Origin of the sequence: Streptomyces sp. NPDC044984, assembly GCF_040646935.1 — a bacterium.
Classification (GTDB): domain Bacteria; phylum Actinomycetota; class Actinomycetes; order Streptomycetales; family Streptomycetaceae; genus Streptomyces.
In genome coordinates, this window is the sequence record NZ_JBEZBE010000007.1 from 217,611 (window position 1) to 239,113 (window position 21,503).

At 74.2% G+C, this 21,503-nt stretch carries 20 protein-coding genes and 1 pseudogene; 11 read left to right on the forward strand and 10 right to left on the reverse strand.

Features of this window, described 5'->3' with window-relative positions; translation table 11 throughout:
* Window positions 1-22: 22 nt before the first annotated feature.
* The 5 genes from AB0A94_RS10525 to folP form a co-directional block, all read right to left on the reverse strand.
* Window positions 23-511, reverse strand: coding sequence for a DUF3180 domain-containing protein (locus AB0A94_RS10525; protein ID WP_361741834.1), 489 nt, complete (start codon window positions 509-511; stop codon window positions 23-25).
* A gap of 60 nt (window positions 512-571) precedes the next feature.
* Window positions 572-1,183: a 2-amino-4-hydroxy-6-hydroxymethyldihydropteridine diphosphokinase gene (gene folK / locus AB0A94_RS10530; RefSeq protein ID WP_361741837.1), complete on the reverse strand. Its 612-nt coding sequence runs from the start codon at window positions 1,181-1,183 to the stop codon at window positions 572-574.
* Complete coding sequence (gene folB, locus AB0A94_RS10535; RefSeq protein WP_361741840.1) at window positions 1,180-1,539, reverse strand: dihydroneopterin aldolase; 360 nt, start codon at window positions 1,537-1,539, stop codon at window positions 1,180-1,182. Before folB ends, folK begins: the two co-directional genes overlap by 4 nt.
* A 257-nt stretch (window positions 1,540-1,796) precedes the next feature.
* Entirely contained in the window at window positions 1,797-2,300 is a 504-nt protein-coding gene (locus AB0A94_RS10540) for a nuclear transport factor 2 family protein (protein ID WP_361741843.1), read from the reverse strand.
* Entirely contained in the window at window positions 2,297-3,211 is a 915-nt protein-coding gene (gene folP, locus AB0A94_RS10545) for a dihydropteroate synthase (RefSeq protein WP_361741846.1), read from the reverse strand. Before folP ends, AB0A94_RS10540 begins: the two co-directional genes overlap by 4 nt.
* A gap of 599 nt (window positions 3,212-3,810) precedes the next feature.
* On the opposite strand from folP, the gene AB0A94_RS10550 reads away from it, so the two are divergent.
* Window positions 3,811-5,070, forward strand: coding sequence for a hypothetical protein (locus AB0A94_RS10550; protein WP_361741849.1), 1,260 nt, complete (start codon window positions 3,811-3,813; stop codon window positions 5,068-5,070).
* A gap of 181 nt (window positions 5,071-5,251) precedes the next feature.
* On the opposite strand, the gene AB0A94_RS10555 is transcribed toward AB0A94_RS10550, so the two are convergent.
* Both AB0A94_RS10555 and AB0A94_RS10560 read right to left on the reverse strand, forming a co-directional pair.
* Entirely contained in the window at window positions 5,252-6,586 is a 1,335-nt protein-coding gene (locus AB0A94_RS10555) for a PH domain-containing protein (protein ID WP_361741852.1), read from the reverse strand.
* Window positions 6,583-7,113, reverse strand: a complete 531-nt coding sequence (locus tag AB0A94_RS10560) for a PH domain-containing protein (protein WP_361741855.1) — start codon at window positions 7,111-7,113, stop codon at window positions 6,583-6,585. Before AB0A94_RS10560 ends, AB0A94_RS10555 begins: the two co-directional genes overlap by 4 nt.
* A 31-nt stretch (window positions 7,114-7,144) precedes the next feature.
* Between AB0A94_RS10560 and AB0A94_RS10565 the strand changes: the two genes are divergently transcribed.
* Window positions 7,145-8,296: an NADH-quinone oxidoreductase subunit D gene (locus AB0A94_RS10565; RefSeq protein ID WP_361741858.1), complete on the forward strand. Its 1,152-nt coding sequence runs from the start codon at window positions 7,145-7,147 to the stop codon at window positions 8,294-8,296.
* On the opposite strand, the gene AB0A94_RS10570 is transcribed toward AB0A94_RS10565, so the two are convergent.
* Complete coding sequence (locus AB0A94_RS10570; protein WP_361741860.1) at window positions 8,261-9,304, reverse strand: SAM-dependent methyltransferase; 1,044 nt, start codon at window positions 9,302-9,304, stop codon at window positions 8,261-8,263. The two genes, AB0A94_RS10565 and AB0A94_RS10570, sit on opposite strands and share 36 nt — an antisense overlap.
* 168 nt (window positions 9,305-9,472) lie before the next feature.
* On the opposite strand from AB0A94_RS10570, the gene AB0A94_RS10575 reads away from it, so the two are divergent.
* The 3 genes and pseudogenes from AB0A94_RS10575 to AB0A94_RS10585 all read left to right on the forward strand — a co-directional run bounded on the left by AB0A94_RS10575 (window position 9,473) and on the right by AB0A94_RS10585 (window position 12,090).
* A complete protein-coding gene (locus AB0A94_RS10575; protein ID WP_361741863.1) occupies window positions 9,473-10,675 on the forward strand; it encodes a sensor histidine kinase in 1,203 nt (400 codons plus the stop codon).
* A gap of 74 nt (window positions 10,676-10,749) precedes the next feature.
* The gene (locus AB0A94_RS10580; protein ID WP_361741866.1) at window positions 10,750-11,421 is read left to right on the forward strand and encodes a response regulator transcription factor; all 672 of its coding nucleotides are present in this window, start codon (window positions 10,750-10,752) and stop codon (window positions 11,419-11,421) included.
* Between the two features lie 31 nt (window positions 11,422-11,452).
* Window positions 11,453-12,090: pseudogene (locus AB0A94_RS10585) on the forward strand (ATP-binding protein).
* A gap of 18 nt (window positions 12,091-12,108) precedes the next feature.
* On the opposite strand, the gene AB0A94_RS10590 reads toward AB0A94_RS10585, so the two are convergent.
* Together AB0A94_RS10590 and AB0A94_RS10595 are read right to left on the reverse strand one after the other, a co-directional pair.
* The gene (locus AB0A94_RS10590) at window positions 12,109-13,215 is read right to left on the reverse strand and encodes a DUF5937 family protein (RefSeq protein ID WP_361741868.1); all 1,107 of its coding nucleotides are present in this window, start codon (window positions 13,213-13,215) and stop codon (window positions 12,109-12,111) included.
* 225 nt (window positions 13,216-13,440) lie between these two features.
* The gene (locus tag AB0A94_RS10595; RefSeq protein WP_361741871.1) at window positions 13,441-14,661 is read right to left on the reverse strand and encodes a beta-eliminating lyase-related protein; all 1,221 of its coding nucleotides are present in this window, start codon (window positions 14,659-14,661) and stop codon (window positions 13,441-13,443) included.
* Window positions 14,662-14,893: 232 nt separating this feature from the next.
* Here AB0A94_RS10595 and AB0A94_RS10600 point away from each other — a divergent pair, with 232 nt between their 5' ends.
* The 6 genes from AB0A94_RS10600 to AB0A94_RS10625 all read left to right on the forward strand — a co-directional run bounded on the left by AB0A94_RS10600 (window position 14,894) and on the right by AB0A94_RS10625 (window position 21,499).
* Window positions 14,894-15,826: a DUF2520 domain-containing protein gene (locus AB0A94_RS10600; protein ID WP_361741873.1), complete on the forward strand. Its 933-nt coding sequence runs from the start codon at window positions 14,894-14,896 to the stop codon at window positions 15,824-15,826.
* The gene (gene panC, locus AB0A94_RS10605; protein ID WP_361741876.1) at window positions 15,823-16,839 is read left to right on the forward strand and encodes a pantoate--beta-alanine ligase; all 1,017 of its coding nucleotides are present in this window, start codon (window positions 15,823-15,825) and stop codon (window positions 16,837-16,839) included. Before AB0A94_RS10600 ends, panC begins: the two co-directional genes overlap by 4 nt.
* The gene (locus tag AB0A94_RS10610) at window positions 16,836-18,542 is read left to right on the forward strand and encodes an L-aspartate oxidase (RefSeq protein WP_361741879.1); all 1,707 of its coding nucleotides are present in this window, start codon (window positions 16,836-16,838) and stop codon (window positions 18,540-18,542) included. The genes panC and AB0A94_RS10610 overlap by 4 nt, the downstream gene beginning before the upstream one ends.
* A gap of 5 nt (window positions 18,543-18,547) precedes the next feature.
* Window positions 18,548-19,522 carry a carboxylating nicotinate-nucleotide diphosphorylase gene (gene nadC / locus AB0A94_RS10615; RefSeq protein ID WP_361742003.1) on the forward strand — a complete coding sequence of 325 codons (975 nt, stop codon included), beginning with the start codon at window positions 18,548-18,550 and terminating at the stop codon, window positions 19,520-19,522.
* An 8-nt stretch (window positions 19,523-19,530) separates the two neighbouring features.
* Window positions 19,531-20,328 carry a type III pantothenate kinase gene (locus AB0A94_RS10620; protein ID WP_361741882.1) on the forward strand — a complete coding sequence of 266 codons (798 nt, stop codon included), beginning with the start codon at window positions 19,531-19,533 and terminating at the stop codon, window positions 20,326-20,328.
* A gap of 568 nt (window positions 20,329-20,896) precedes the next feature.
* A complete protein-coding gene (locus AB0A94_RS10625; RefSeq protein WP_361741885.1) occupies window positions 20,897-21,499 on the forward strand; it encodes a hypothetical protein in 603 nt (200 codons plus the stop codon).
* Window positions 21,500-21,503 lie beyond the last annotated feature (4 nt).

Below are 21,503 nucleotides of genomic sequence, written 5' to 3' on the forward strand. Positions count from 1 at the left end.
CCCGGGCCGATGTGGGCAGGCCTCACGCCGCCGGAGCCGTGCCCGGGCCGCCCGTGTCGTCGTCCTCCGGGAGCTTGCAGACGCGCTCCAGGAAGATGGCCGCCGCTATGACGCCGATGCCCGCCAGGACCGAGAGGCCGGCGTAGATCGCCTGGTCACGGCGGGCGGGGATGTCCAGGTACTCCAGCAGGAAGACGCCCGTGCCGCCGTACATGCCGGCGACGAGCGCGGCCACCAGGGCGCTGGCCTGCCCGAACACGACCGCGCGGGCCGCCATCAGGGGGTCGACTCCCTTGGCGCCGACCTGCCGCTCGCGCTGGGCCTTGAGGCGGGCGCGCAGGGACAGCGCGGTGGCCGCGAGGACCACCGCGATCAGGGCGAGGACGATGGGCGCGGCCACGGGCACGCTCGGCAGCGTGCCCACGGAGTTCCAGAGGCGGGCGCCGGCCCAGGACAGGATCCCGGCCACGGCGAAGACGCCTGCCAGCACCCTGATGCGCAGCTCTTTCACGGTGTCCCTTCGCGTTCCCCCGGACGGTGCCCCGGAATGTGGTCGTGTCGACCTTAACGGCTACTCGGGCAGCCGGAGTTCCAGGTCCGCGCGGGGCGTGACGCCCTCACGGGTGACCGCGCCGAGGAGATCGGCGACCGGGCCGCGGCCGGGGAGCTCCGCCTCGGGGTCGACGTCGTGCCAGGGGGCGAGCACGAAGGCGCGCTCGTGGGCGCGGGGGTGCGGGAGCGTGAGGTGCGGGTCGTCGGAGTGGAGGTCCGCGTAGGAGACGATGTCCACGTCCAGGGTGCGCGGGCCCCAGCGCTCGTCCCGGACCCGGTGGAAGGCCTCCTCGACCGCGTGCGCCCGCTCCAGCAGGGAGGACGGGGGCAGGGTGGTCTTCAGGACCGCGACCGCGTTGAAGTACGAGGGCTGGCTGCCGGGCTCGACGCCCCACGGCTCCGTCTCGTAGACGGGGGAGACGGCCTTGACCCGGATGCCCGGGGTGTCCTCCAGGGCGTCGACGGCCCCCTGGAGGGTCTCCAGGCGGTTGCCGAGGTTGGCGCCGAGGGAGACCACGGCACGCTTCGGGTTCTGCAGGGTGGCGTCGGCGGCGTCGACCTGCTCGACCACGGAGGCGGGGACGGGCTGGACGGTCGGGTCGGTCTGGCCCTGGGCGGACGGCCTGGTCATACGCGGCTCCGGGTGATGGTGACGGTCACGTCGTCGAAGGGCACGGTGATCGGCGCGTCCGGCTTGTGGACGCACACCTCGACCTCCTGCACCACGTCGTGCTTCAGGCAGACCCGGGCGATGTGCTCGGCGAGCGTCTCGATGAGGTCGACGGGCTCGCCCTGGACGACCGCCACGACCTCTTCCGCCACGATGCCGTAGTGCACGGTCTTCGTCAGGTCGTCGTCGGCCGCGGCCGGCCGGGTGTCCAGGCCGAGGACGAGGTCCACGATGAAGGTCTGGCCCTCCTCGCGTTCCTTGGGGAACACACCGTGGTGCCCGCGGGCCTTCAGGCCGCGCAGCGCGACACGATCCACGCGAATCACTCCTGCAGTCGTCGGTCCGGCCGGTCGGTGCCTGTGCGGGCGGCACACCGGTCTGCACTTGAATCTACCCGCGGACACCGACAGCGCCGGTGGCCCGGGGGTGCGGGCACGGGCCGGTGGCCGGGGAGGTCACCGCCCGTTTTCCCCGGGGAGGCCGGGGGTTCACGGTGGGGCGGTTCCTGTCCGTCCCACCGTGATGCCGGCCACTTCTGGTGAGGGGCGACGGGCCCTGAGGTCCGTCTACCCGTTCAGGCCGGAGTGTCGTCGTCCTCGTCGTCCTCTTCCTCGGCGAGGACCGGGGAGGCGTGGTGGGACCAGAGCTTCCAGCCGGACGGGGTGCGCCGGAACACGTTGGTGGCGACGACGAGCTGGCCGACCAGGGGACCGAGCTCCTCACCGGCCTCGGGGGCGGGGCCGCCGCTGAGGATGTTCTCGGTGCAGGTCACCAGGGCGGTGTCGCCGGTGACGGAGACGTGCGTGTCGGTGAGGAAGAACTGGATGTAGTCGGTGTTCGCCATGATCAGGGCGTACGACCTGAGCACCTCGCCGCGTCCGGTGAGCACGGGCCAGCCGGGGTGCACACAGGAGACCACGCCGGCGTCCGCGGGGTCGTGGTACGACTCGTCGACGCCGAGGTCGGCGGGGGTCAGCCAGAGCGACGCGACCTCTTCGAAGTCGCCCCTTTCGAGTGCCTCGTAGAAGGCGGTGTTGGCGGCCTCGACGTGCTCGACATCGGTGTGGGGCGCGCTCACCGGGCTCCTTCTGCGCCGTGCGCGCCGGGTTCGAGGGGTGTGGTGTCCGCCGTGCGCGCCTGCGCGATGGCGCGGGCGACCCGTACGGCGTCCGCGGTGGCGCGTACCTCGTGCACGCGGACCGCCCAGGCGCCGGCCTGTGCGGCGAGGGCGGAGACGGCGGCGGTGGCCGCGTCGCGTTCCCGCGCGGGCGGGGGCGCGCCGTCCGGGCCGGCCAGGACGTGGCCGAGGAACCGCTTGCGGGAGGCGGCGACGAGGACGGGGTGACCGAGGGCCAGGACCCGGTCGAGGCGGGCGAGGAGGGCCAGGTCGTGGTCGGCGCCCTTGGAGAAGCCGAGGCCGGGGTCGACGATCACACGGTCGGCGGCGATTCCGCCTTCCAGGACGGCCTCCACGCGCGCGTGGAGTTCTTCGGCGACCTCCGCGACCACGTCGGTGTACACGCCCTTGATGTTGCCGCCCTCCAGGAAGCCGCGCCAGTGCATGACGACGAAGGGGGCACCGGCGGCGGCGACGACGGGGATCATGGCGGGGTCGGCGAGTCCGCCGCTGACGTCGTTGACCAGGGCGGCGCCGGCCGCGAGGGACTGTTCGGCGACGGAGGCGCGCATGGTGTCGACGGAGATCGTGACGCCTTCGGCGGCGAGGCCGCGGACCACGGGGATGACGCGCTTGAGTTCCTCGGCCTCGTCGACGCGGGTGGCGCCGGGCCGGGTGGACTCGCCGCCGACGTCGATCAGGTCGGCGCCCTGGGCGACCAGGTCGAGGCCGTGCTTGACGGCGGTCGTCGTGTCGAACCAGCGGCCGCCGTCGGAGAAGGAGTCGGGGGTGACGTTCACGACTCCCATGACCGCGCAGCGGTCCCGGTGAGGAAGGCCCGCGACCTGGCGGGGTCCGCTGTGGTTGCTCATATGTTCAGCGTAGGCCCAGCAAGGGGCGAGGGTGTGGCCCGGGCCGGACGGGGCGTCCAGGGTCCTTCCGGGGCACGGACACGTTGTGCCCGGGTCCCGCGGCCGGCTGTGGCGCGGGAGGAGTCCCGGACGTCCGCCGCCGCCTCGCCGCCGGGTTCCCGGATGTCCGGTCCGGTCTCCCGGGCCCGTGCCTCGCCGCCGTCTCCGAGCGGCCCATGGCGGCGGAGGACGGGGAGCGTGCCCCGGCCGGCCACACCCCGTGGCTCCGCGTGGGGCCTGCGCGCCGATGCCGATTCGGACATCCGGTGACATCGCGCTCTCCGGGGCGGTGTTTCGGGGGAGGGGTTCACCGCGCGGGCAAAGCTGCCGGGGAAACGGGAGTTCACCGGGTGGAGTTCGGCGGGCGGTTCACGGAGCAATAAATGATCTTGATAATTGGGCAATACGTCTATTCACGTGTGGTGTGCGTTCCCTGATGCCCTGTGAAAGCCTCGGTGTGGCTTTGTTTTTACGGGGCGGGGCACCAACATTCGCCTACGCGCGGTAAGTTTCTGGCCATGCCACGTGGACGTCACCGTCATTCCCCTCCCCTGCACAGGATGCTGCCCCCGTCGGCGATCGCAGGCGTGTCCGTCGCCTGCGCCCTGGGGCCCTGGGTGTTCACGCAACCGATGGTGCTCCGTGTCCTGGCCGCGGCCGCCGCGGCCACGGCGATCGGCGGCGCCGTCGTCATGCGGCACTGGGACACCCAGGCGGGCAAACGCGTCGCCGATCTCACGCGCGCGCGTGCGAGCGACGAATGGCGTTTCGAGGAGCGGATCGCCGAACTGGAGTCCGACCTCGAGGAGTCGCGTGAGCTGCGGGCGAAACTGGAGCAGCGGTTGCGCGCCAAGCGCGCGGAACTCGCCGGGCTGCGCAACGAGCACGCGGCTCTGCTGCGGCGGTACGCCGCGTCGGAGGTCGACCGGGCGAGCGTTCTGGAGGAGCGCCGGGTACTCGAGATAGAAGCCGCGGTTCCGGCCCGCGCCCTGCCGGCGGGACCGTCGGAGGCACCCGACGACGCGGAGGCGCCCGCGGCGGCGTTCGGGACGGTGGAGCGGGACGAGGCCGTCGCCGGGGAGGCGCCGGCGGCTCCCTCCGTCTTCTCGCCGGAGGGTTCGAAGCTGTTCCTGCGCGCCGACGCGGCGCTGGCGCGGCTCGCGGACGCCGCGGACGCCGCGGAGGACGGCGCCGGCACGGACGTACGGGCCGACGAGGCGCCCGGCCCGGCCGATGACGCCCGGACCGGTGGCACGCCGAAGGACGACGGCTCCCCGAAGGACGACGGCGCCCCCACGAGCCCTGAGGACGACGGCTCCCCGGAGGGCGACGGCGCCCCCGAGGGTCCCGAGGACGGCGGCCCCGAGTCCACGAGGCGGTCCGAGCAGGAGAGGGCGCAGGAGGGCGAGGCCGAGGGGCGGACCGAGGCGGTCGACGAGCACGAGCGCACGACCGCCTCCCCCGCGTCGGCCGCTTCCCCGGCCCAGCCCGTACGGCAGCCCTCCGGGCACTTCACCGTGCCGACGGCGGTGGCGGTCGTACCGCCGACCACACCGGCACGGCGACCGGTGTCCGAGGGCGGTTTCGACTTCTTCGGGACGAAGAAGGACACGGACGGCGCCGCCCTGGAGGCCGTGCAGAACGAGGACCTCGCCGACGTCGTCGGCCAGGAGGCGCTCGCGCTGCACAAGGCGGACGCCGAGGCGGGGTTCAAGCCCGTCGACGAGGAGGCGCGCGGTGTCGGCCAGGTCATCGACCTGACGGCGCACGACGAGACGGAACACATCGACGTCGAGGGCCTGCGCAGCGCGAGCGCCTGAACCACAGGCCACCCCGACGGGCCCCGCGCACACCGCGCGGGGCCCGTCGGCGTTCCACCGCACCCGCACCCGCACCCGCACCCGCACCCGCACGCGTGCGGACGCGGCCGTCCGACGGCCGGGACGGGCTCCCACGGCCGGTGCGCGGCCTTTCCCCGCCCTCGTGCACCATCCGGGCGGGTCAGGCCATCCAGCGGTCCGGGCGGGCGTCCCTGCGTCCGGTGCGGGAGCGCTCCGCCTGGGACCGCAGGAGGGCGGCCGCCTCCGCCGCGTCCCTCAGGCGGGCCGTCACCGACTTGTTCGCGCCGGTGTCCACGTGGACGTCGGCGACGCCCCGGGCCCGCTGCCAGGGGCCCTGGGCCAGCCGCACGCTCTGCACCTTGGCGTGCGGCACCAGGGACAGGCTGCGTCGCAGCAGTCCGTGGCGGGCGGCGAACACCGCGTCGGTGACGGCGAGTCCGTAGCCCCGCCACCACAACGGGACGCACCACCGCGCGCGGCGCGGCGGCCGGGAGAGCGCCTCGCGCGGGGGCACGCTCACCCCGGGCAGCACCCGTGCGACGACCGACTCGGCGAGCTCGCGCGGAGCGACCGGCAGCAGCAGGGAGTTGGGCGAACCCGCCACGTCCAGCTCCACCCGCACCCAGCCGCGCCGCCGCCACAGCAGCGGCTCGACCAGCCGCACGGTCTGCACGCGCCCCGGCGGCACCGTCTCGTGCGCCCGGTCCAGCAGCCCGTGGTCGATGCGCAGCCCGTCGGGCGACTCGCCCAGCGTCCAGTCGTACTCGGCGACGAACCGGCCCACACTGCTCGCACCCGCGGCGCCGAGCAGCGGCACGGCCGCGGCGAGCACCGTCCACAGACTGTGGGTGGCCGTCCACAGCAGCGGCACCACGACGGCGGCGACGAGGAGCCAGCCCCAGGTCGCCCCGGTCAGCAGCAGGGAGACGGCGAGGACGCCCGGCGGCACCCGCAGCATCTGCCGGGACGGCGCCTCGCCCACCTCGTGCGCGGTCTCCGGCGCGAAACCCGCCGCCCGCGCGAGGAGTTCCGCGCGCAGGGCACGCGCCTCGTCGGCGCCCAGGAAGGCGAGTTCGTCCTTCTTGTCGGTGCCTATGACGTCGAGTCTGAGCTTCGCCACGCCCGCCACCCGCGCGAGCAGCGGCTGGGTGACGTCGATGGCCTGGATCCGCTCGAGGCGGATGTGCGCGGTGCGCCGGAACAGCAGCCCGGTCCGGATGCGCAGCTCGCTCTCGGTCACCGCGAAGTGGGTGAACCACCAGGTCAGGAAGCCGTAGAGGGCGGCCGCCGGGATGAGTACGGCGAGACCGATCAGCAGGGTGGTGGTCGTCAGCCGGGTCAGCTGGCGCTGCGCCTGGTCGGGGTCGTGCAGCGCCCACCCGATCAGCACCGCGACGGGCGCCCACGCCCGCCTGAGCGGCGTGACGGGGTGCAGCCGCCGCTCGGTCACGGGCGGCCGGTCGCGTACGTCCCCGTGGACGTCGGGGGCCGTCACAGCCCCGCCGATCGGGCCTCGCCGAGCTCGGTGAGCCGGTCGCGCAGCCGCTCCGCCTCGGCCGGGTCGAGGCCGGGGATGGTGGCGTCGCTCGCCGCCGCGGCCGTGTGCAGCTGCACGCTGGCCAGCCCGAAGTGCCGTTCCACGGGCCCGGAGGTGACCTCGACCAGCTGCATCCGCCCGTACGGCACGACCGTCTCCTCGCGCCACAGCACGCCCCGGCTGATCAGCAGGTCGTCGGCGCGCTCCGCGTACCGCCAGGAACGCCAGTTCCGCTCCAGCAGCACCCAGCCCCAGACCAGCAGGGCCAGCGGCAGCAACGCGAAGGCGGCCCAGCCGGGCCCCGCCAGCAGCCCCGGCACCAGCGCGGTGGCCAGGGTCAGCAGCCCCAGCCACACCACCAGCAGCAACCTCCGCATCCGCAGCAGCCCCGGGGGCAGCGCGATCCACACCGGCTCCCCGTCGCCCGAGGCCGCCGGCCCGCCCGTTCCCGCCGTCCCCGTACCGTGCGGACTCCCCGTCTCCATAGGGTCAGCGTACGTAGGGGAGACTGTGTTCATGACTCCTACGACGGAGACCATGGTCGGTATCGGCGGCGCGGCGGAGAGCACCGACATGGTGCTCAACATCGGACCCCAGCACCCGTCCACGCACGGCGTGCTGCGGCTGAAGCTCGTCCTGGACGGCGAGCGCATCGTCCGCGCGGAGCCCGTGATCGGCTACATGCACCGGGGCGCGGAGAAGCTGTTCGAGGCCCGCGACTACCGCCAGATCATCATGCTGGCCAACCGCCACGACTGGCTGTCGGCGTTCTCCAACGAGCTGGGCGTGGTCCTCGCCGTGGAGCGGATGCTCGGCATGGAGGTCCCCGAGCGCGCGGTGTGGCTGCGCACGCTGCTCGCGGAGCTGAACCGGGTGCTCAACCACCTGATGTTCCTCGGCTCCTATCCGCTGGAACTGGGCGGCATCACCCCGATCTTCTACGCCTTCCGGGAGCGCGAGGAGCTCCAGCACGTCATGGAGGAGGTCTCCGGCGGGCGCATGCACTACATGTTCAACCGCGTGGGCGGCCTCAAGGAGGACCTGCCGGCGGGCTGGACGGCACGCGCGCGTGCCGCCGTCACCGACGTGCGCTCGCGCATGGACCGCTTCGACGACCTGGTGCTCGGCAACGAGATCTTCCGCGGCCGCACGCGCGGCGTCGGCGTGCTGTCGCCCCGGGCGGTGCACGCGTACGGCGTGAGCGGGCCGATCGCGCGGGGCTCCGGCGTCGACTTCGACCTGCGCCGCGACGAGCCGTACCTCGCCTACGGCGAACTGGGCGACGTCCTGAAGGTGGTGACCCGCGCGGAGGGCGACTGCCTCGCCCGCTTCGAGTGCCTCCTGGAGCAGACCCACAACGCCCTCGACCTCGCCGACGCCTGCCTCGACCGGCTCGCCGAGCTGCCCCCGGGCCCGGTCAACCAGCGGCTCCCGAAGGTGCTCAAGGCGCCCGAGGGGCACACGTACGCGTGGACCGAGAACCCGCTCGGCATCAACGGCTACTACCTGGTCAGCAAGGGCGAGAAGACCCCGTACCGGCTGAAGCTGCGCTCGGCGTCGTACAACAACATCCAGGCGCTCACCGAACTGCTGCCGGGGACACTGGTCGCGGACATGGTGGCGATCCTCGGGTCAATGTTCTTCGTCGTCGGCGACATCGACAAATAGGTCCCGTACGTCCGCGGTCCCCACCGGCTGCACCAGCCACCCGAAGTCGCCGAGTCCGCCCGGCGCGGTGAGTTCGGCGGCCTCGCCGGCGCCCGCGAGGGCGCGTACGTACCCGGCCGGGTCGGTGGATGCCAGCGTGAGCGGGGGGCGTGCGCCGCTGACGCCCAGGGCGCGCAGGGCGTCCCGCTGGGTCAGCAGGCGCGTGCCGGGGAGCGCGGGGGCCGCGGCGCACGCGTCCAGGGCGACGTGCGCGGTGAGGTCGCACGACCCGTCCGGCACGGGCGTCGTCTCCCGCCCCTCCCGGAACGCGGTGAGCGTCCCGAACGGCGGCCGCGCGGCGGCCGTGTGCGCGTAGTCCACGGCGACGGCGAGCCCCCGCGCGAGCGTGCCGACGGCCGACGCCCAGGCCCGGTCCCGGGGCAGCCCGATCTCCGCGCGGAGCCCTTCCCCGGCCCCCAGCGGCCACCACCGTGCCAGCCACTCGGCCGCCGCGCCCGCGACCGGCTCCCCGAGCCGCTCCGTCCCGTCCTCCCGCACCAGCACCAGCCGCGGTACGCCCGAGGGGTCCACCTCGGCGACCTCCACGGGCACGTTGTCCAGCCACTCGTTGGCGAAGAGCAGTCCCGTGATCCCCTCCGGGGGCTCGGCCCGCCACTCGATCCGGTGATCCAGCCCGGCGGGCCGGCCGGCGAGCTCGACGGCGTACGCGCGTACGCGCGGCGCCACGTCGGCGGGCAGCGCGGCGAGGACACCGGTGACCAGTTCGCCCCGCCCGGCCGCCATGTCCACGAAGTCGAGCACCGCCGGCCGCCCCAGCGCCTCGTCGACCCGGCACAACAGCCGCGCCACCGCGCCGGCGAACAGCGGCGAGGCGTGCACGGACGTACGGAAGTGCCCGGCCGGGCCCGCGCCGGGCCCGCGGTAGAAGCCGCCAGGACCGTACAGGGCGTCCTGGGCCGCCGCCCGCCAGCCCCGCCCGCCGCCGCCCTCCGCAGCCTCTGCCGTCACCGGTTCCACACCCCCGCCGTCACCGCCGTCACCGCCGTCACCGTCGTCACCGGCCCAGGTTAAGTGCGCGGACGTGCCGGGCCTCCACCTTGCGGAGTACACGTGCCGACCGGGGATCGGCCCTCCGGTTGACCCCTGCACGCATTTCGCTTCCCTACGCTGGGTTACGTGCAGCGCCTCTACGACTTCCTCCGCAGACACCCGACATGGGTCGACGGCTTCTGGGCCGTGGTCCTGTTCGGGATTTCCGTCCTCGGCGGGGCGACCATGGAGGAGGCCCGGGGGACGGAACTGCCCGCGCTCACCGTGCCGGTCGCGCTGCTGCTGTCGCTGGTCGTCGCGCTGCGCCGCCGGATGCCCGAGCGGATGCTGGTCCTCGCCCTCGTCGTGGGCGCGGGGCAGCTGATCACGGACGTGGCGACGCTGCCCGCCGACTTCGCCCTGCTGGTGATCGTCTACACGGTCGCGGCGGTCGGCGCCCGCTGGGCCTCCCGCCTCGCGCTGGCCGCCGGCCTGTGCGCGGCCCCGCTGGCGCAGCTGCGTTGGCCCACCGAGGACGTGGGCGTGGCGACCAACATCGCCGTGATGGTCCTCCAGGCCGTGCCCTTCGCCCTCGCCTGGGTGCTCGGCGACTCCATCCGCACCCGCCGCGCGTACTTCGCGCAGCTGGAGGAGCGGGCCGCCCGGCTGGAGAAGGAGCGCGAGGCGCAGGCCAAGGTCGCGGTCGCCGCCGAACGCGCCCGGATAGCCCGCGAGCTGCATGACGTCGTCGCCCACAACGTGTCGGTGATGGTGGTGCAGGCCGACGGCGCCGCCTACGTCCTCGACGCCGCCCCCGACCAGGCGAAGAAGGCCCTGGAGACGATCTCCTCCACCGGCCGCCAGGCCCTCGCCGAGATGCGCCGCCTGCTGGGCGTGCTGCGCACCGGCGAGCACCAGGAGGCCGGGGAGTACGTGCCGCAGCCCGACGTGCAGCAGATCGAGGACCTCGTCGAGCAGTGCCGGGGGTCGGGACTGCCGGTGGACTTCAAGGTCGAGGGCACTCCGCGCCCGCTGCCCAGCGGTGTCGAGCTCACCGCGTACCGCATCGTGCAGGAGGCGCTCACCAACACCCGCAAGCACGGCGGGCCCAACGCGGGCGCCAGCGTGCGCCTGGTGTACTTCGACGACGGTCTCGGCCTCCTCGTGGAGGACGACGGCAAGGGCGCCCCGCACGAGCTGTACGAGGAGGGCGGCTTCGACGGCCAGGGCCACGGCCTGATCGGCATGCGCGAGCGGGTCGGCATGGTCGGCGGCACCCTGGACGCGGGCCCGCGTCCCGGCGGAGGATTCCGCATCAGTGTGCTGCTGCCGCTCAAACCCGCGCATTGACGCCCGCGCACGCCCCCTGTTGACACCTGTCACACCCTCTGCGACGACCTGACGACCGAATGGAAGAGGCCCCGATGACGATCCGCGTGATGCTCGTCGACGACCAGGTGCTGCTGCGCACCGGGTTCCGGATGGTGCTCGCCGCCCAGCCGGACATGGACGTCGTGGCGGAGGCGGGCAACGGCGTCGAGGCCCTGGAGGTGCTGCGGTCCACCGCCGTCGACGTGGTGCTGATGGACGTCCGCATGCCCAAGCTCGACGGTGTGGAGACGACCCGCCGGATCTGCGCGGACACCGACCCGCCGAAGGTGCTGATCCTCACCACCTTCGACCTCGACGAGTACGCCTTCTCCGGGCTCAAGGCGGGCGCGTCCGGCTTCATGCTCAAGGACGTGCCGCCGAGCGAGCTGCTCGCCGCGATCCGCGCGGTGCACAGCGGCGACGCCGTGGTCGCCCCCTCCACCACCCGCCGGCTCCTGGACCGGTTCGCGCCGATGCTGCCCAGCACGGGCAAGCAGCCCGAGCACAAGGAGCTGGAACGCCTCACCGAGCGCGAGCGGGAGGTCATGGTGCTGGTCGCGCAGGGCCTGTCCAACGGCGAGATCGCGGCCCGGCTGGTGCTCTCCGAGGCGACCGTGAAGACCCACGTGGGCCGCATCCTGACCAAGCTGGGCCTGCGCGACCGGGTGCAGGTGGTGGTCCTCGCCTACGAGACGGGTCTGGTACGGGCCGGCGGACACGGCTGAACGGACGGCCGCGCGCCGGTAGGGTGCGCGCATGCTGCTGTGGATCAACGGCCCTTTCGGGGGCGGCGATCCGTCCGACGGGTGCCCGCACACGAGATACGGCGCCGCCTGCCGGGCAGCGTCATCTGTGACCCGGAGCACCCCGGGTTCGGCCTGCACCGCATGCTGCCGCCCGGACTGCGCGGCGACTTCCAGGACCTGCGGGCCTGGCGGCAGGGCGTCGTCGAGGTGCTCGACCTCGCGCTGACCGGGCACGACGGCGTGGTGATCGCCCCCATGACCGTCACCGACTCCGGGCACTTCGCGGAGACCGTCGGCCGGCTGCGTGAACTCGGGCACGACGTACGCCACTTCACCCTCCTCGCCGAGCGCGCGACGGTGCTGCGGCGGCTGCGCGAGCGCGGCTTCGGCCACCTCGTGCGGTACGCGCGGGGGAGGGAGGCGCCGCGCCGGGAGAGCTGGGCGGTGCGGCGGCTCGACCACTGCCTGGAGCGGTTGAGCGAACCGGAGTTCGCCGAACACCTGTGGACCGACCGCACCACGGTGCCGAAGACGGCGGACCGCATCGCCGTCCTGGCCGGGCTGAAGCTGCTCCCCCACCACGAGGGCCGGCTGCGGACCCGGCTGCGGCAGGCGGGGGTGGGCATCCGCCACATCCGCTTCGACTGACCGGCGCCGTACGCGCCCTCAGCGCAGGATCCCCTCCAGGAAGTCGCTGCCGAGCCGGGCCACGACCGCCACGTCCAGCTGGTGCAGCACGTAACGCCCACGGCGGCGCGTGGTGACCAGGCCGGCCTTCTTCAGCACGCCCAGGTGCCGGGATATCTCCGGCGCCGTCATGCCGTGCACCTGGACCAGCTCGCCGGTGGTGTACGCGCTGCGGGCGAGGTTGCGGCACATGCGCATGCGGACCGGGTGGGACAGCGCGGTCATCCGCAGGGCCAGCTGCTCGACCGTCGGCGGGGCGGCCGGCTCGGCGGAGCCGACCGGGTAGTGCAGCACCGGCTGCCAGCCGTACCGGTGCAGCACCATCAGGTGCGGCCAGCCGAGGCTGGTCGGGATCAGCAGCAGCCCGCCGTCACCCGTGGCCGTCCGGCCGTCGCCCAGCTTGTCCACGCTGATCCGCCCGCCGGTCCCGTCGAGCGTCACCGCGGGGGACACCGAGGCCAGCGCCTCGGCCAGCCCCTTGTGCCGGAGCAGGTCGGTCTTGTGGCGGGTGTCCGCGGCGAGCTGATGCCGCAGCCGGGACCACGCCTCGGCGAAGAACGCCTCGTCGCAGTCCTGGAGGAACTGCCGCAGCCAGGCCCTGATCCGCGGCGGGTCGGCGAGCAGCCGCTCGGTGAACTCCGTCTGGCGCGGCCCCCGCGCGGCGGCCAGCTCCAGCGAGCGGCGCCGCAGCCCCTCGTCGGTGAGCGGGCCCGCGCCGGGAGCACCGTAGGGGAGCGCGCAGGTGAACTCCAGTGCGGCGCCCACGAACTGCTCGTCGGACAGCTTGTCCAGCAGGTCCAGCTCCTCGACGAGCGTCCCGCCCGGGAGCGTCACGCGGCCCGGTATGCCGGCGCTCGGCAGGAACAGGTCCGAGAACGTCGTCCGCCACAGGAAGTCCGCCTCGCACATCCGGTCCGCGAGGTGCGGGTCCAGCCGCGCGGTCACGCCCGTCACCCAGCCCTGGAGCCCCGGGTGGTGCGACGGCTCGGACAGCGCGTGCAGCGCCATGCCGAGCTCGGCCAGGGGGGAGGGCACGACGGCGACCCTCTCCGGACGCAGCCCCGTGATGTCGATGCTCACGCTCATGCCCACATGGTGCACCCCGCCCGCGCCGGGCCTGAACGGAGTTCTCTTCGCCCCGCCGCCCCTTCCCGTCCCGTCCCTGGGGGCTGCGCCCCCGGACCCCTTCGGCCCTGAACGGGCCTCGTCCTCGAACGCCGGACGGGCTGATCCCAGCCCCTCCGGCGTTCGAGGAGCGGGGTCCGGGGCGGAGCCCCGGGACGGGAAGGGGCGGCGGGGGCGAGTAAGCCCTCAGACCTGCAGCAGTCGCCGCGCGAACTCCACCGCCGCCGCGCGTACGTCCCCGGCCGTCCACTCCAGCCCCGCGGAACGCACGTACACCTCCGTGAAGGACAGCCCCGGCCCCTTCGAGTCCCAGTGGTTGGCGAAGAGCACGGTCCCCGTCTCCTCGGCCGCCCGGATCACCGTCTCGACGACGACATCGGCGTCGTACGGCAGCCACACCTGGAAGTCGTGGGTGTGCGGCACCTCGGGGTGCACGCGGAACCAGGGCAACCCCCCTGCTTCCAGGCCCTCGCGCAGCGCGGCGGCCACCACGCGCGCGTGCCGGACGTACTCCGGCAGCCGGGGCAGCTCCCGGTCCAGGCCGATCAGCGCCGACAGGGCGGTCGGGAACTGCTGGAACACGTTGCCCCCGTACCGGTGCCGCCAGGCCCGCGCCTCCTCGATCAGGCTCGCGGGACCGGCGAGGGCCGCGCCGCCGAACCCGCCGAGGGACTTGTAGAAGGACACGTAGACGCTGTCCGCGAGGCCTGCGATCTCCTCCAGCGGCCGACCGAAGTGCTCGGTGCACTCCCACAGCCGGGCCCCGTCGAAGTGCACGACCGCGTCGCGTTCCCGCGCGGCGTCCACGACCTGCGTCAGCTCCTCCCACGTGGGCAGCACGAAGCCGGCGTCCCTGAGCGGCAGCTCCAGCATCAGCGCCCCGAAGGGCTCCTCGAAGTCGCGGACCTCTTCGGCGCTGGGCAGCCGGGGCTCGCTCGTCATCCGTACCGGCCGCAACCCGCTGAGCTGGCTGAACGCGTTCCGCTCGTGCACCTCAGGGTGGCTGAGCGGGTGCAGCGCGACCGCGGGGTCGCCGGTGCGGCCCGCCCAGCAGCGCAGGGCCACCTGCTGGGCCATCGTGCCGGTCGGGAAGAACGCGGCGGCCTCGGTGCCGAGCAGACCGGCGACCCGCTTCTCCAGGGCCTCGACGACACCGTTGCCGTAGATGTCGGACATCTCGTCGAGGTCGTACACATCCCCCGCGGCCTCCAGCAGGGCCAGCCGCTCCCGGAGCGGGGCGACGAAGCCGAGGCGCGCGAGCACGCGCGGGGCTCCGCGCCAGGCGGCGATCCGCCGTTCGCGCAACGTCGGCCGCGACTCGCCGTCCGCCTCCGGGCCGGGCTCCCTCCCGTCCCGCACCGTCGTGGTGTCATTCGTGCCGTCCGTATCGCTCATGCGCGCGATCATCCCGTGCCCCCGTCCGCGCGGGCACCCCCGTTTCCGTGCGCGCAGGTCCGTACGCGCGGAGGCCCACGCCGCACGCGCGCGGGCCGCACCATTTCCGCACGCGCGTGTGCCACGACGGCGCACGGAAACCCACAGCCTGTGGACAACCGACCGCCCCCGGAACCGATCGCGTTAACATGACGAGAAATCGTCCGGTACCCCGAGCGGACTGGAACGGGAAGGCCGCCGTCGCGTGAACACAACCCCACAGCCAGATCCCCGAGGCCGCCCCGCGCGGCTCACCGTCGGCGTCGTCGGCGCCGGACGCGTGGGCCCCGTCCTGGCCGCGTCCCTCCAGCTCGCCGGGCACCGCCCGGTGGCCGTCTCCGCCGTCTCCGACGCCTCCCGCAGGCGCGCCGAGCGGATGCTCCCCGACGTGCCGGTGGTGCCGCCCGCCGAGGTCCTCCAGCGGGCCGAGCTGGTCCTGCTGACCGTCCCGGACGACGCCCTGCCCGAGCTGGTCGCCGGACTCGCCGACACCGGCGCGGTGCGGCCGGGCCAGCTGCTGGTGCACACCTCCGGGCGGTACGGCGCGAAGGTCCTCGACCCCGCCCTGCGAGCCGGCGCCCTGCCGCTCGCCCTGCACCCCGCGATGACGTTCGCCGGCACCCCCGTCGACGTGCAGCGCCTCGCCGGGTGCTCCTTCGGCGTCACCGCCCCCGAGGAGCTGCGGCTGGCCGCCGAGGCCCTCGTCGTCGAGATGGGCGGCGAGCCGGAATGGATCGCCGAGGAGAACCGCCCGCTCTACCACGCGGCCCTCGCCCTGGGCGCCAACCACCTGGTCACCCTGGTCGCCCAGTCCCTGGAGCTGCTGCGCGCCGCCGGTGTCACCGCGCCCGACCGGATGCTCGGCCCGCTGCTCGGCGCCGCCCTGGACAACGCCCTGCGCTCCGGTGACGCGGCCCTCACCGGCCCGGTCGCGCGCGGTGACGCGGGCACGGTCGCCGCGCACGTCACCGAGTTGCGCCGGCACGCTCCGGGGGCCGTCGCCGGCTACCTGGCGATGGCCCGCGCGACCGCCGACCGCGCCCTCGCCCACGGCCTGCTGAAGCCCGAACTTGCCGAAGACCTGCTGGGCGTGCTCGCCGACGGAGCGGAGCTGCCCGAGAACCGGGGAGACCGATGAAGCCCGACTTCGAACTCGTACCCACCTTCGACGAGCTGGACCACGTCCTGGGGCACTTCGCCGTGCCGGGCCGCACCGCCGTCGTGATGACCATGGGCGCCCTGCACGAGGGCCACGCGACGCTGATCCGCGCCGCCCGTGAACACGTCGGCCGCGGCGGTTTCGTGATCGTCACCGTCTTCGTCAACCCGCTCCAGTTCGGCGCGGGCGAGGACCTCGACCGTTACCCGCGCACCCTCGACGCCGACCTCAAGACCGCCGAGGAGGCGGGCGCGGACATCGTGTTCGCGCCGTCGGCCGACGAGATGTACCCGGGCGGCAGGCCCGAGGTCACCCTCCGCGCGGGGGCCATGGGCGAACGCCTGGAGGGCGCCGCGCGCCCCGGCCACTTCGACGGCATGCTCACCGTCGTCGCCAAGCTGCTCCACCTCACCCGCCCCGACGTCGCCCTGTACGGCCAGAAGGACGCCCAGCAGCTCGCCCTGATCCGCCGCATGGTGCGGGACCTGAACTTCGGCGTCGAGATCGTCGGCGTGCCCACCGTCCGCGAGGAGGACGGGCTCGCCCTGTCCAGCCGCAACCGCTACCTCTCGGCCGCCGAGCGGCGCACCGCGCTCGCCCTGTCCCAGGCCCTGTTCGCGGGCCGCGACCGGCACGCGGCCCAGCAGGCGCTGCGCGCGCGGGCCAGCGAGGTGCCCTCCACGCGCGCGCGTGCCGAGGCGCTCAGCGCCATGGGGGAGTCCCGCGCGGCGGCCGACGCGCACGCCGTCGCCACGACCGCCGGCGGCCCGGCGGCCGTCCGCGCCGCCGCCCGCCTGGTCCTCGACGAGGCCGCCCGCCTCACGCCGCCCCTCGTCCTGGACTACCTGGCCCTGGTCGATCCCTCCGACTTCACCGAGATCGGCGACGACTTCACCGGCGAGGCCGTCCTCGCCGTGGCCGCCCGCGTGGGCACCACCCGCCTGATCGACAACATCCCCCTGACCTTCGGAACCTTCGGAGCCGCCTCGTGACCAGCACAGGCATACGACTGCACGCGCCCGCGTCCGGGTGGTCCATCGACGCGGACGTCGTGGTCGTCGGCTCCGGCGTCGCCGGCCTCACCGCCGCCCTGCGCTGCGAGGCCGCAGGACTGACGACGGTGGTCGTCACCAAGGCCCGCCTCGACGACGGCTCCACCCGCTGGGCCCAGGGCGGCATCGCCGCGGCCCTGGGCGAGGGCGACACCCCCGAGCAGCACCTGGACGACACCCTGGTCGCCGGCGCGGGCCTGTGCGACGAGGAAGCGGTCCGGATCCTCGTCACCGAGGGCCCCGACGCCGTACGCCGCCTCATCGAGACGGGCGCGCACTTCGACGAGTCCACCGAGGGCGGCCTCGCCCTCACCCGCGAGGGCGGCCACCACCGCCGCCGCATCGCCCACGCGGGCGGCGACGCCACCGGCGCGGAGATCTCCCGCGCCCTCGTCGAGGCGGTCCGCGCACGCGGGACGCGCACCATCGAGAACGCGCTCGTCCTCGACCTCCTCACCGACGCCGACGGCCGCACCGCCGGCGTCACCCTGCACGTCATGGGGGAGGGCCAGCACGACGGCGTGGGGGCGGTCCACGCGCCCGCCGTGATCCTGGCGACCGGCGGCATGGGCCAGGTCTTCTCGGCGACCACGAACCCCGCCGTCTCCACGGGCGACGGCGTGGCCCTCGCCCTGCGCGCGGGCGCCGAGGTGAGCGACCTCGAATTCGTCCAGTTCCACCCCACGGTCCTCTTCCTCGGCCCGGACGCGGAAGGCCAGCAGCCGCTCGTCTCCGAGGCGGTGCGCGGCGAGGGCGCCCACCTGGTGGACGCCGACGGCGTGCGCTTCATGCGGGGACAGCACGAACTGGCCGAACTCGCCCCGCGCGACATCGTCGCCAAGGGCATCATGCGCCGCATGCGGGAGCGGGACGCCGAGCACATGTACCTCGACGCCCGCCACTTCGGCGCCGAGATGTGGGAGCACCGCTTCCCCACGATCCTCGCGGCCTGCCGCGCGCACGGCATCGACCCGGTCACCGAGCCCGTGCCGGTCGCCCCGGCCGCCCACTACGCCTCCGGCGGCGTCCGCACCGACTCCCACGGCCGCACCACCGTGCCCGGCCTGTACGCGTGCGGCGAGGTCGCCTGCACCGGCGTGCACGGCGCCAACCGCCTCGCCTCCAACTCCCTCCTCGAGGGCCTGGTCTACGCCGAGCGCATCGCCGCCGACATCGCGCGCACCGGAACCCTCCACCCGCGTGTGCCGCAACCGCTCCCCGCCACGGAGCGCCCCGCGTACCCCCTCCTCCCCCCGGAGGCCCGCTTCACCATCCAGCGGATCATGACCCGGGGAGCGGGCGTCCTGCGCTCCGAGGCGTCGCTCTCCGAGGCCGCCGACCGTCTCCACCACCTGCACGCCGAAGCGCGCGACGCCCTCGACGAGAACGGCAAGACCGCCGAGCCCGGAGTCGACACCTGGGAGGCCACCAACCTCCTGTGCGTGGCCCGCGTCCTGGTCGCCGCCGCGCTGCGGCGTGAGGAGACCCGCGGCTGCCACTGGCGCGAGGACCGTCCCGAGCGCGACGACACGACCTGGCGCCGCCACATCGTCGTACGGCTGAATCCGGACCGATCGCTGGCGGCGCACACCACCGACACCACAGACTTCCCCCCGACCCTCCCCCAGGCCCAGGAGCAGTGACAGCAGTGACCACCCCCGACCTTCCCCTCGTTTCCTCCGGCGGCTGTGGCGACGGCTGCGCCTGCGGCGCCGACGAGGAGACCTACCTGGAGTGCGGCCTCGACCCCGCGCTCGCCCAGCTCCTGGCCGACGCGGGCCTCGACCCCGTCGAGGTCGAGGACATCGCCAACGTGGCCCTCCAGGAGGACCTGGCCCACGGCGTGGACGTGACCACGGTCGCGACCATCCCGGAGGACGCCGTCGCCACCGCCGACTTCACCGCGCGGGAGGCGGGCACCGTGGCCGGTCTCCGGATCGCCGAGGCGGTCATGTCGGTCGTCTGCACGGAGGAGTTCGAGGTCGAACGCCACGCGGAGGACGGCGACCGCGTCGAGGCGGGCCAGACCCTGCTCTCCGTCACGACCCGCACCCGCGACCTCCTCACCGCGGAACGCAGTGCCCTGAACCTCCTGTGCCGCCTGTCGGGCATCGCGACCGCCACGCGCGCGTGGGCGGACGTCCTCGAAGGCACCAAGGCGAGGGTCCGCGACACCCGCAAGACCACTCCCGGCCTGCGCAGCCTGGAGAAGTTCGCCGTGCGCTGCGGCGGCGGCGTCAACCACCGCATGTCCCTCTCGGACGCGGCCCTGGTCAAGGACAACCACGTGGTGGCCGCCGGCGGTGTCGCCGAGGCCTTCAACGCGGTCCGCGAACGCTTCCCCGACGTGCCGATCGAGGTCGAGGTCGACACCCTGCACCAGCTCCGCGAGGTCCTGGACGCCGGCGCCGACCTGATCCTGCTGGACAACTTCACGCCCGGCGAGTGCGAGGAGGCGGTGGCCCTCGTCGACGGCCGCGCCGCCCTGGAGGCCTCCGGCCGCCTCACCCTCGCCAACGCGAAGGCGTACGCGGACACGGGCGTCGACTACCTGGCGGTGGGGGCCCTCACCCACTCCTCGCCGATCCTCGACATCGGCCTCGACCTGCGAGCGGCGGAGTAGGACCGGCCATGCTGCTGACGATCGACGTGGGCAACACGCACACCGTCCTGGGCCTCTTCGACGGCGACGACATCGTCGAACACTGGCGCATCTCCACGGACGCGCGCCGCACGGCCGACGAGCTGGCGGTCCTCCTCCAGGGCCTGATGGGCATGCACCCGCTGCTGGGCGACGAGCTGGGCGACGGCATCGACGGCATCGCGATCTGCGCGACGGTCCCGTCGGTCCTGCACGAACTCCGCGAGGTGACCCGCCGCTACTACGGCGACGTCCCCGCGGTCCTCGTGGAACCGGGCGTGAAGACCGGGGTCCCCATCCTCACCGACAACCCCAAGGAGGTCGGCGCGGACCGCATCATCAACGCGGTCGCGGCGGTCGACCTCTACGGCGGTCCGGCGATCGTCGTCGACTTCGGCACGGCGACGACGTTCGACGCGGTCAGCGCGCGCGGGGAGTACGTCGGTGGCGTCATCGCCCCCGGCATCGAGATCTCCGTCGAGGCACTCGGCGTCCGCGGCGCCCAGCTGCGGAAGATCGAGGTGGCGCGTCCCCGCAGCGTGATCGGCAAGAACACGGTCGAGGCGATGCAGTCCGGCATCATCTACGGATTCGCCGGCCAGGTCGATGGTGTGGTCAACCGGATGGCCCGTGAGCTGGCGGACGATCCCGAGGACGTGACGGTCATCGCGACGGGCGGGCTGGCGCCGATGGTGCTGGGCGAGAGCTCGGTCATCGACGAACACGAGCCGTGGCTGACGCTGGTCGGGCTGCGCCTGGTGTACGAACGCAACGTGTCACGTCTGTAACGCGCGCGGCGTCCACGCGGCCCGGCGCTTTGCGGGTGCACCGCGTCGGGGTGGGCCGGGGGTGTTCGCGCGGCCCGGCGCTCGCGGGGTGCCTCCCCCACTCTCGGCTTCTCCCCCACTCTCGGCTTCGCTCGAGCGGGAGGGACCCCCATGAGCGGGAGGTACCCCCATCGCCCACCCTCCCCCACTCTCGGCTGCGCTCGGGCGGGGGGACCCCCATCGCCCCGGGGGCACCTCCCAGGCCTTCAAGGCACTGGGGAGGCACGACTGCCCGCGGAAGCGACAGGAGCGGGCGGAAGCGGCAGCCGCGTACGGCGGGAAGGGGGCGGGGGCGGGTGCCCGCAGTGGCCGGCGCGTCCGCGCCCTCAGCCCCACCGGACAACGTGATCCGCACCGGTCCGAGGGCGGACACCCCGACACGGCCCCGACCCACCCACCGGCCGTAGGCGCTACGCCCGCCCCACCGGACCGGACGCTGCGCGCCAGGCATCCCGCCCACCCGGGTGGCAATCGGCGCCACACCAGCGCCACACGTCGTGTTTGTCCGATTAGCGCGTATCGTCGGGGCATGCCCACGCCCTACGGACCCCGCGGCGGCATGGCGTTCGGCGCCGAGGAGCTGCGCGTGCTCCGCCGCGCTCTCGCCCTCGCCCTGTACCCCACCTCCACTCCCGCCCCGGCCGACGACCTCCAGGACTGCCTCCGCCTCGCCGCGGACCTCGACGAGGCAACGCGGGAAAGTGCCCGGCTGCGCGCCTTCCTCCTGGCCGATCTCGGCCGCTACCGCGCCGCCCTCCCCGGCACCGCCGCCGGCTACCTCGCGCTCCTGGAGGAGGCGCTGGGCGCCGGATACCGCCCCCACGCCGACGACCTGGCCGCCCTCCGGGCCCTGCACGGCAACCCCACCGCCGCCGCCCTCCTGCACCACTGCCGGCGCACCCTCCTCCTGGCCCTCCCCGGAGGCCGCGCGGCCACCGAGGACCCGCGGAAGAAGCCGGACCCGTCCCGGAAGCCACCCGCCACCCGGCCGAACCCCACTCCCGCGCCTGCGCCCGCCCCCACGCCCGTGCCCGCCCCCCACCCCGAGCGCCCCATCCCCACCCCCGGCGAGGTCTTCCCCCGCCGCAAACCCGCTCCGCCCCCGCCGGACCGGCACCTGGCCGTCGGCTGACGGC

Excerpts from the sequence above, each read along its gene's own strand:
- AB0A94_RS10560 (WP_361741855.1), bottom strand. The coding sequence starts at position 7,113 with ATGGAGACGGGGAGTCCGCACGGTACGGGGACGGCGGGAACGGGCGGG.
- panC (WP_361741876.1), top strand. The coding sequence starts at position 15,823 with ATGAAGCCCGACTTCGAACTCGTACCCACCTTCGACGAGCTGGACCAC.
- AB0A94_RS10620 (WP_361741882.1), top strand. The coding sequence starts at position 19,531 with ATGCTGCTGACGATCGACGTGGGCAACACGCACACCGTCCTGGGCCTC.
- folK (WP_361741837.1), bottom strand. The coding sequence starts at position 1,183 with ATGACCAGGCCGTCCGCCCAGGGCCAGACCGACCCGACCGTCCAGCCC.
- AB0A94_RS10565 (WP_361741858.1), top strand. The coding sequence starts at position 7,145 with ATGACTCCTACGACGGAGACCATGGTCGGTATCGGCGGCGCGGCGGAG.
- AB0A94_RS10590 (WP_361741868.1), bottom strand. The coding sequence starts at position 13,215 with ATGAGCGTGAGCATCGACATCACGGGGCTGCGTCCGGAGAGGGTCGCC.
- folP (WP_361741846.1), bottom strand. The coding sequence starts at position 3,211 with ATGAGCAACCACAGCGGACCCCGCCAGGTCGCGGGCCTTCCTCACCGG.
- AB0A94_RS10550 (WP_361741849.1), top strand. The coding sequence starts at position 3,811 with ATGCTGCCCCCGTCGGCGATCGCAGGCGTGTCCGTCGCCTGCGCCCTG.
- AB0A94_RS10580 (WP_361741866.1), top strand. The coding sequence starts at position 10,750 with ATGACGATCCGCGTGATGCTCGTCGACGACCAGGTGCTGCTGCGCACC.
- AB0A94_RS10595 (WP_361741871.1), bottom strand. The coding sequence starts at position 14,661 with ATGATCGCGCGCATGAGCGATACGGACGGCACGAATGACACCACGACG.
- AB0A94_RS10625 (WP_361741885.1), top strand. The coding sequence starts at position 20,897 with ATGCCCACGCCCTACGGACCCCGCGGCGGCATGGCGTTCGGCGCCGAG.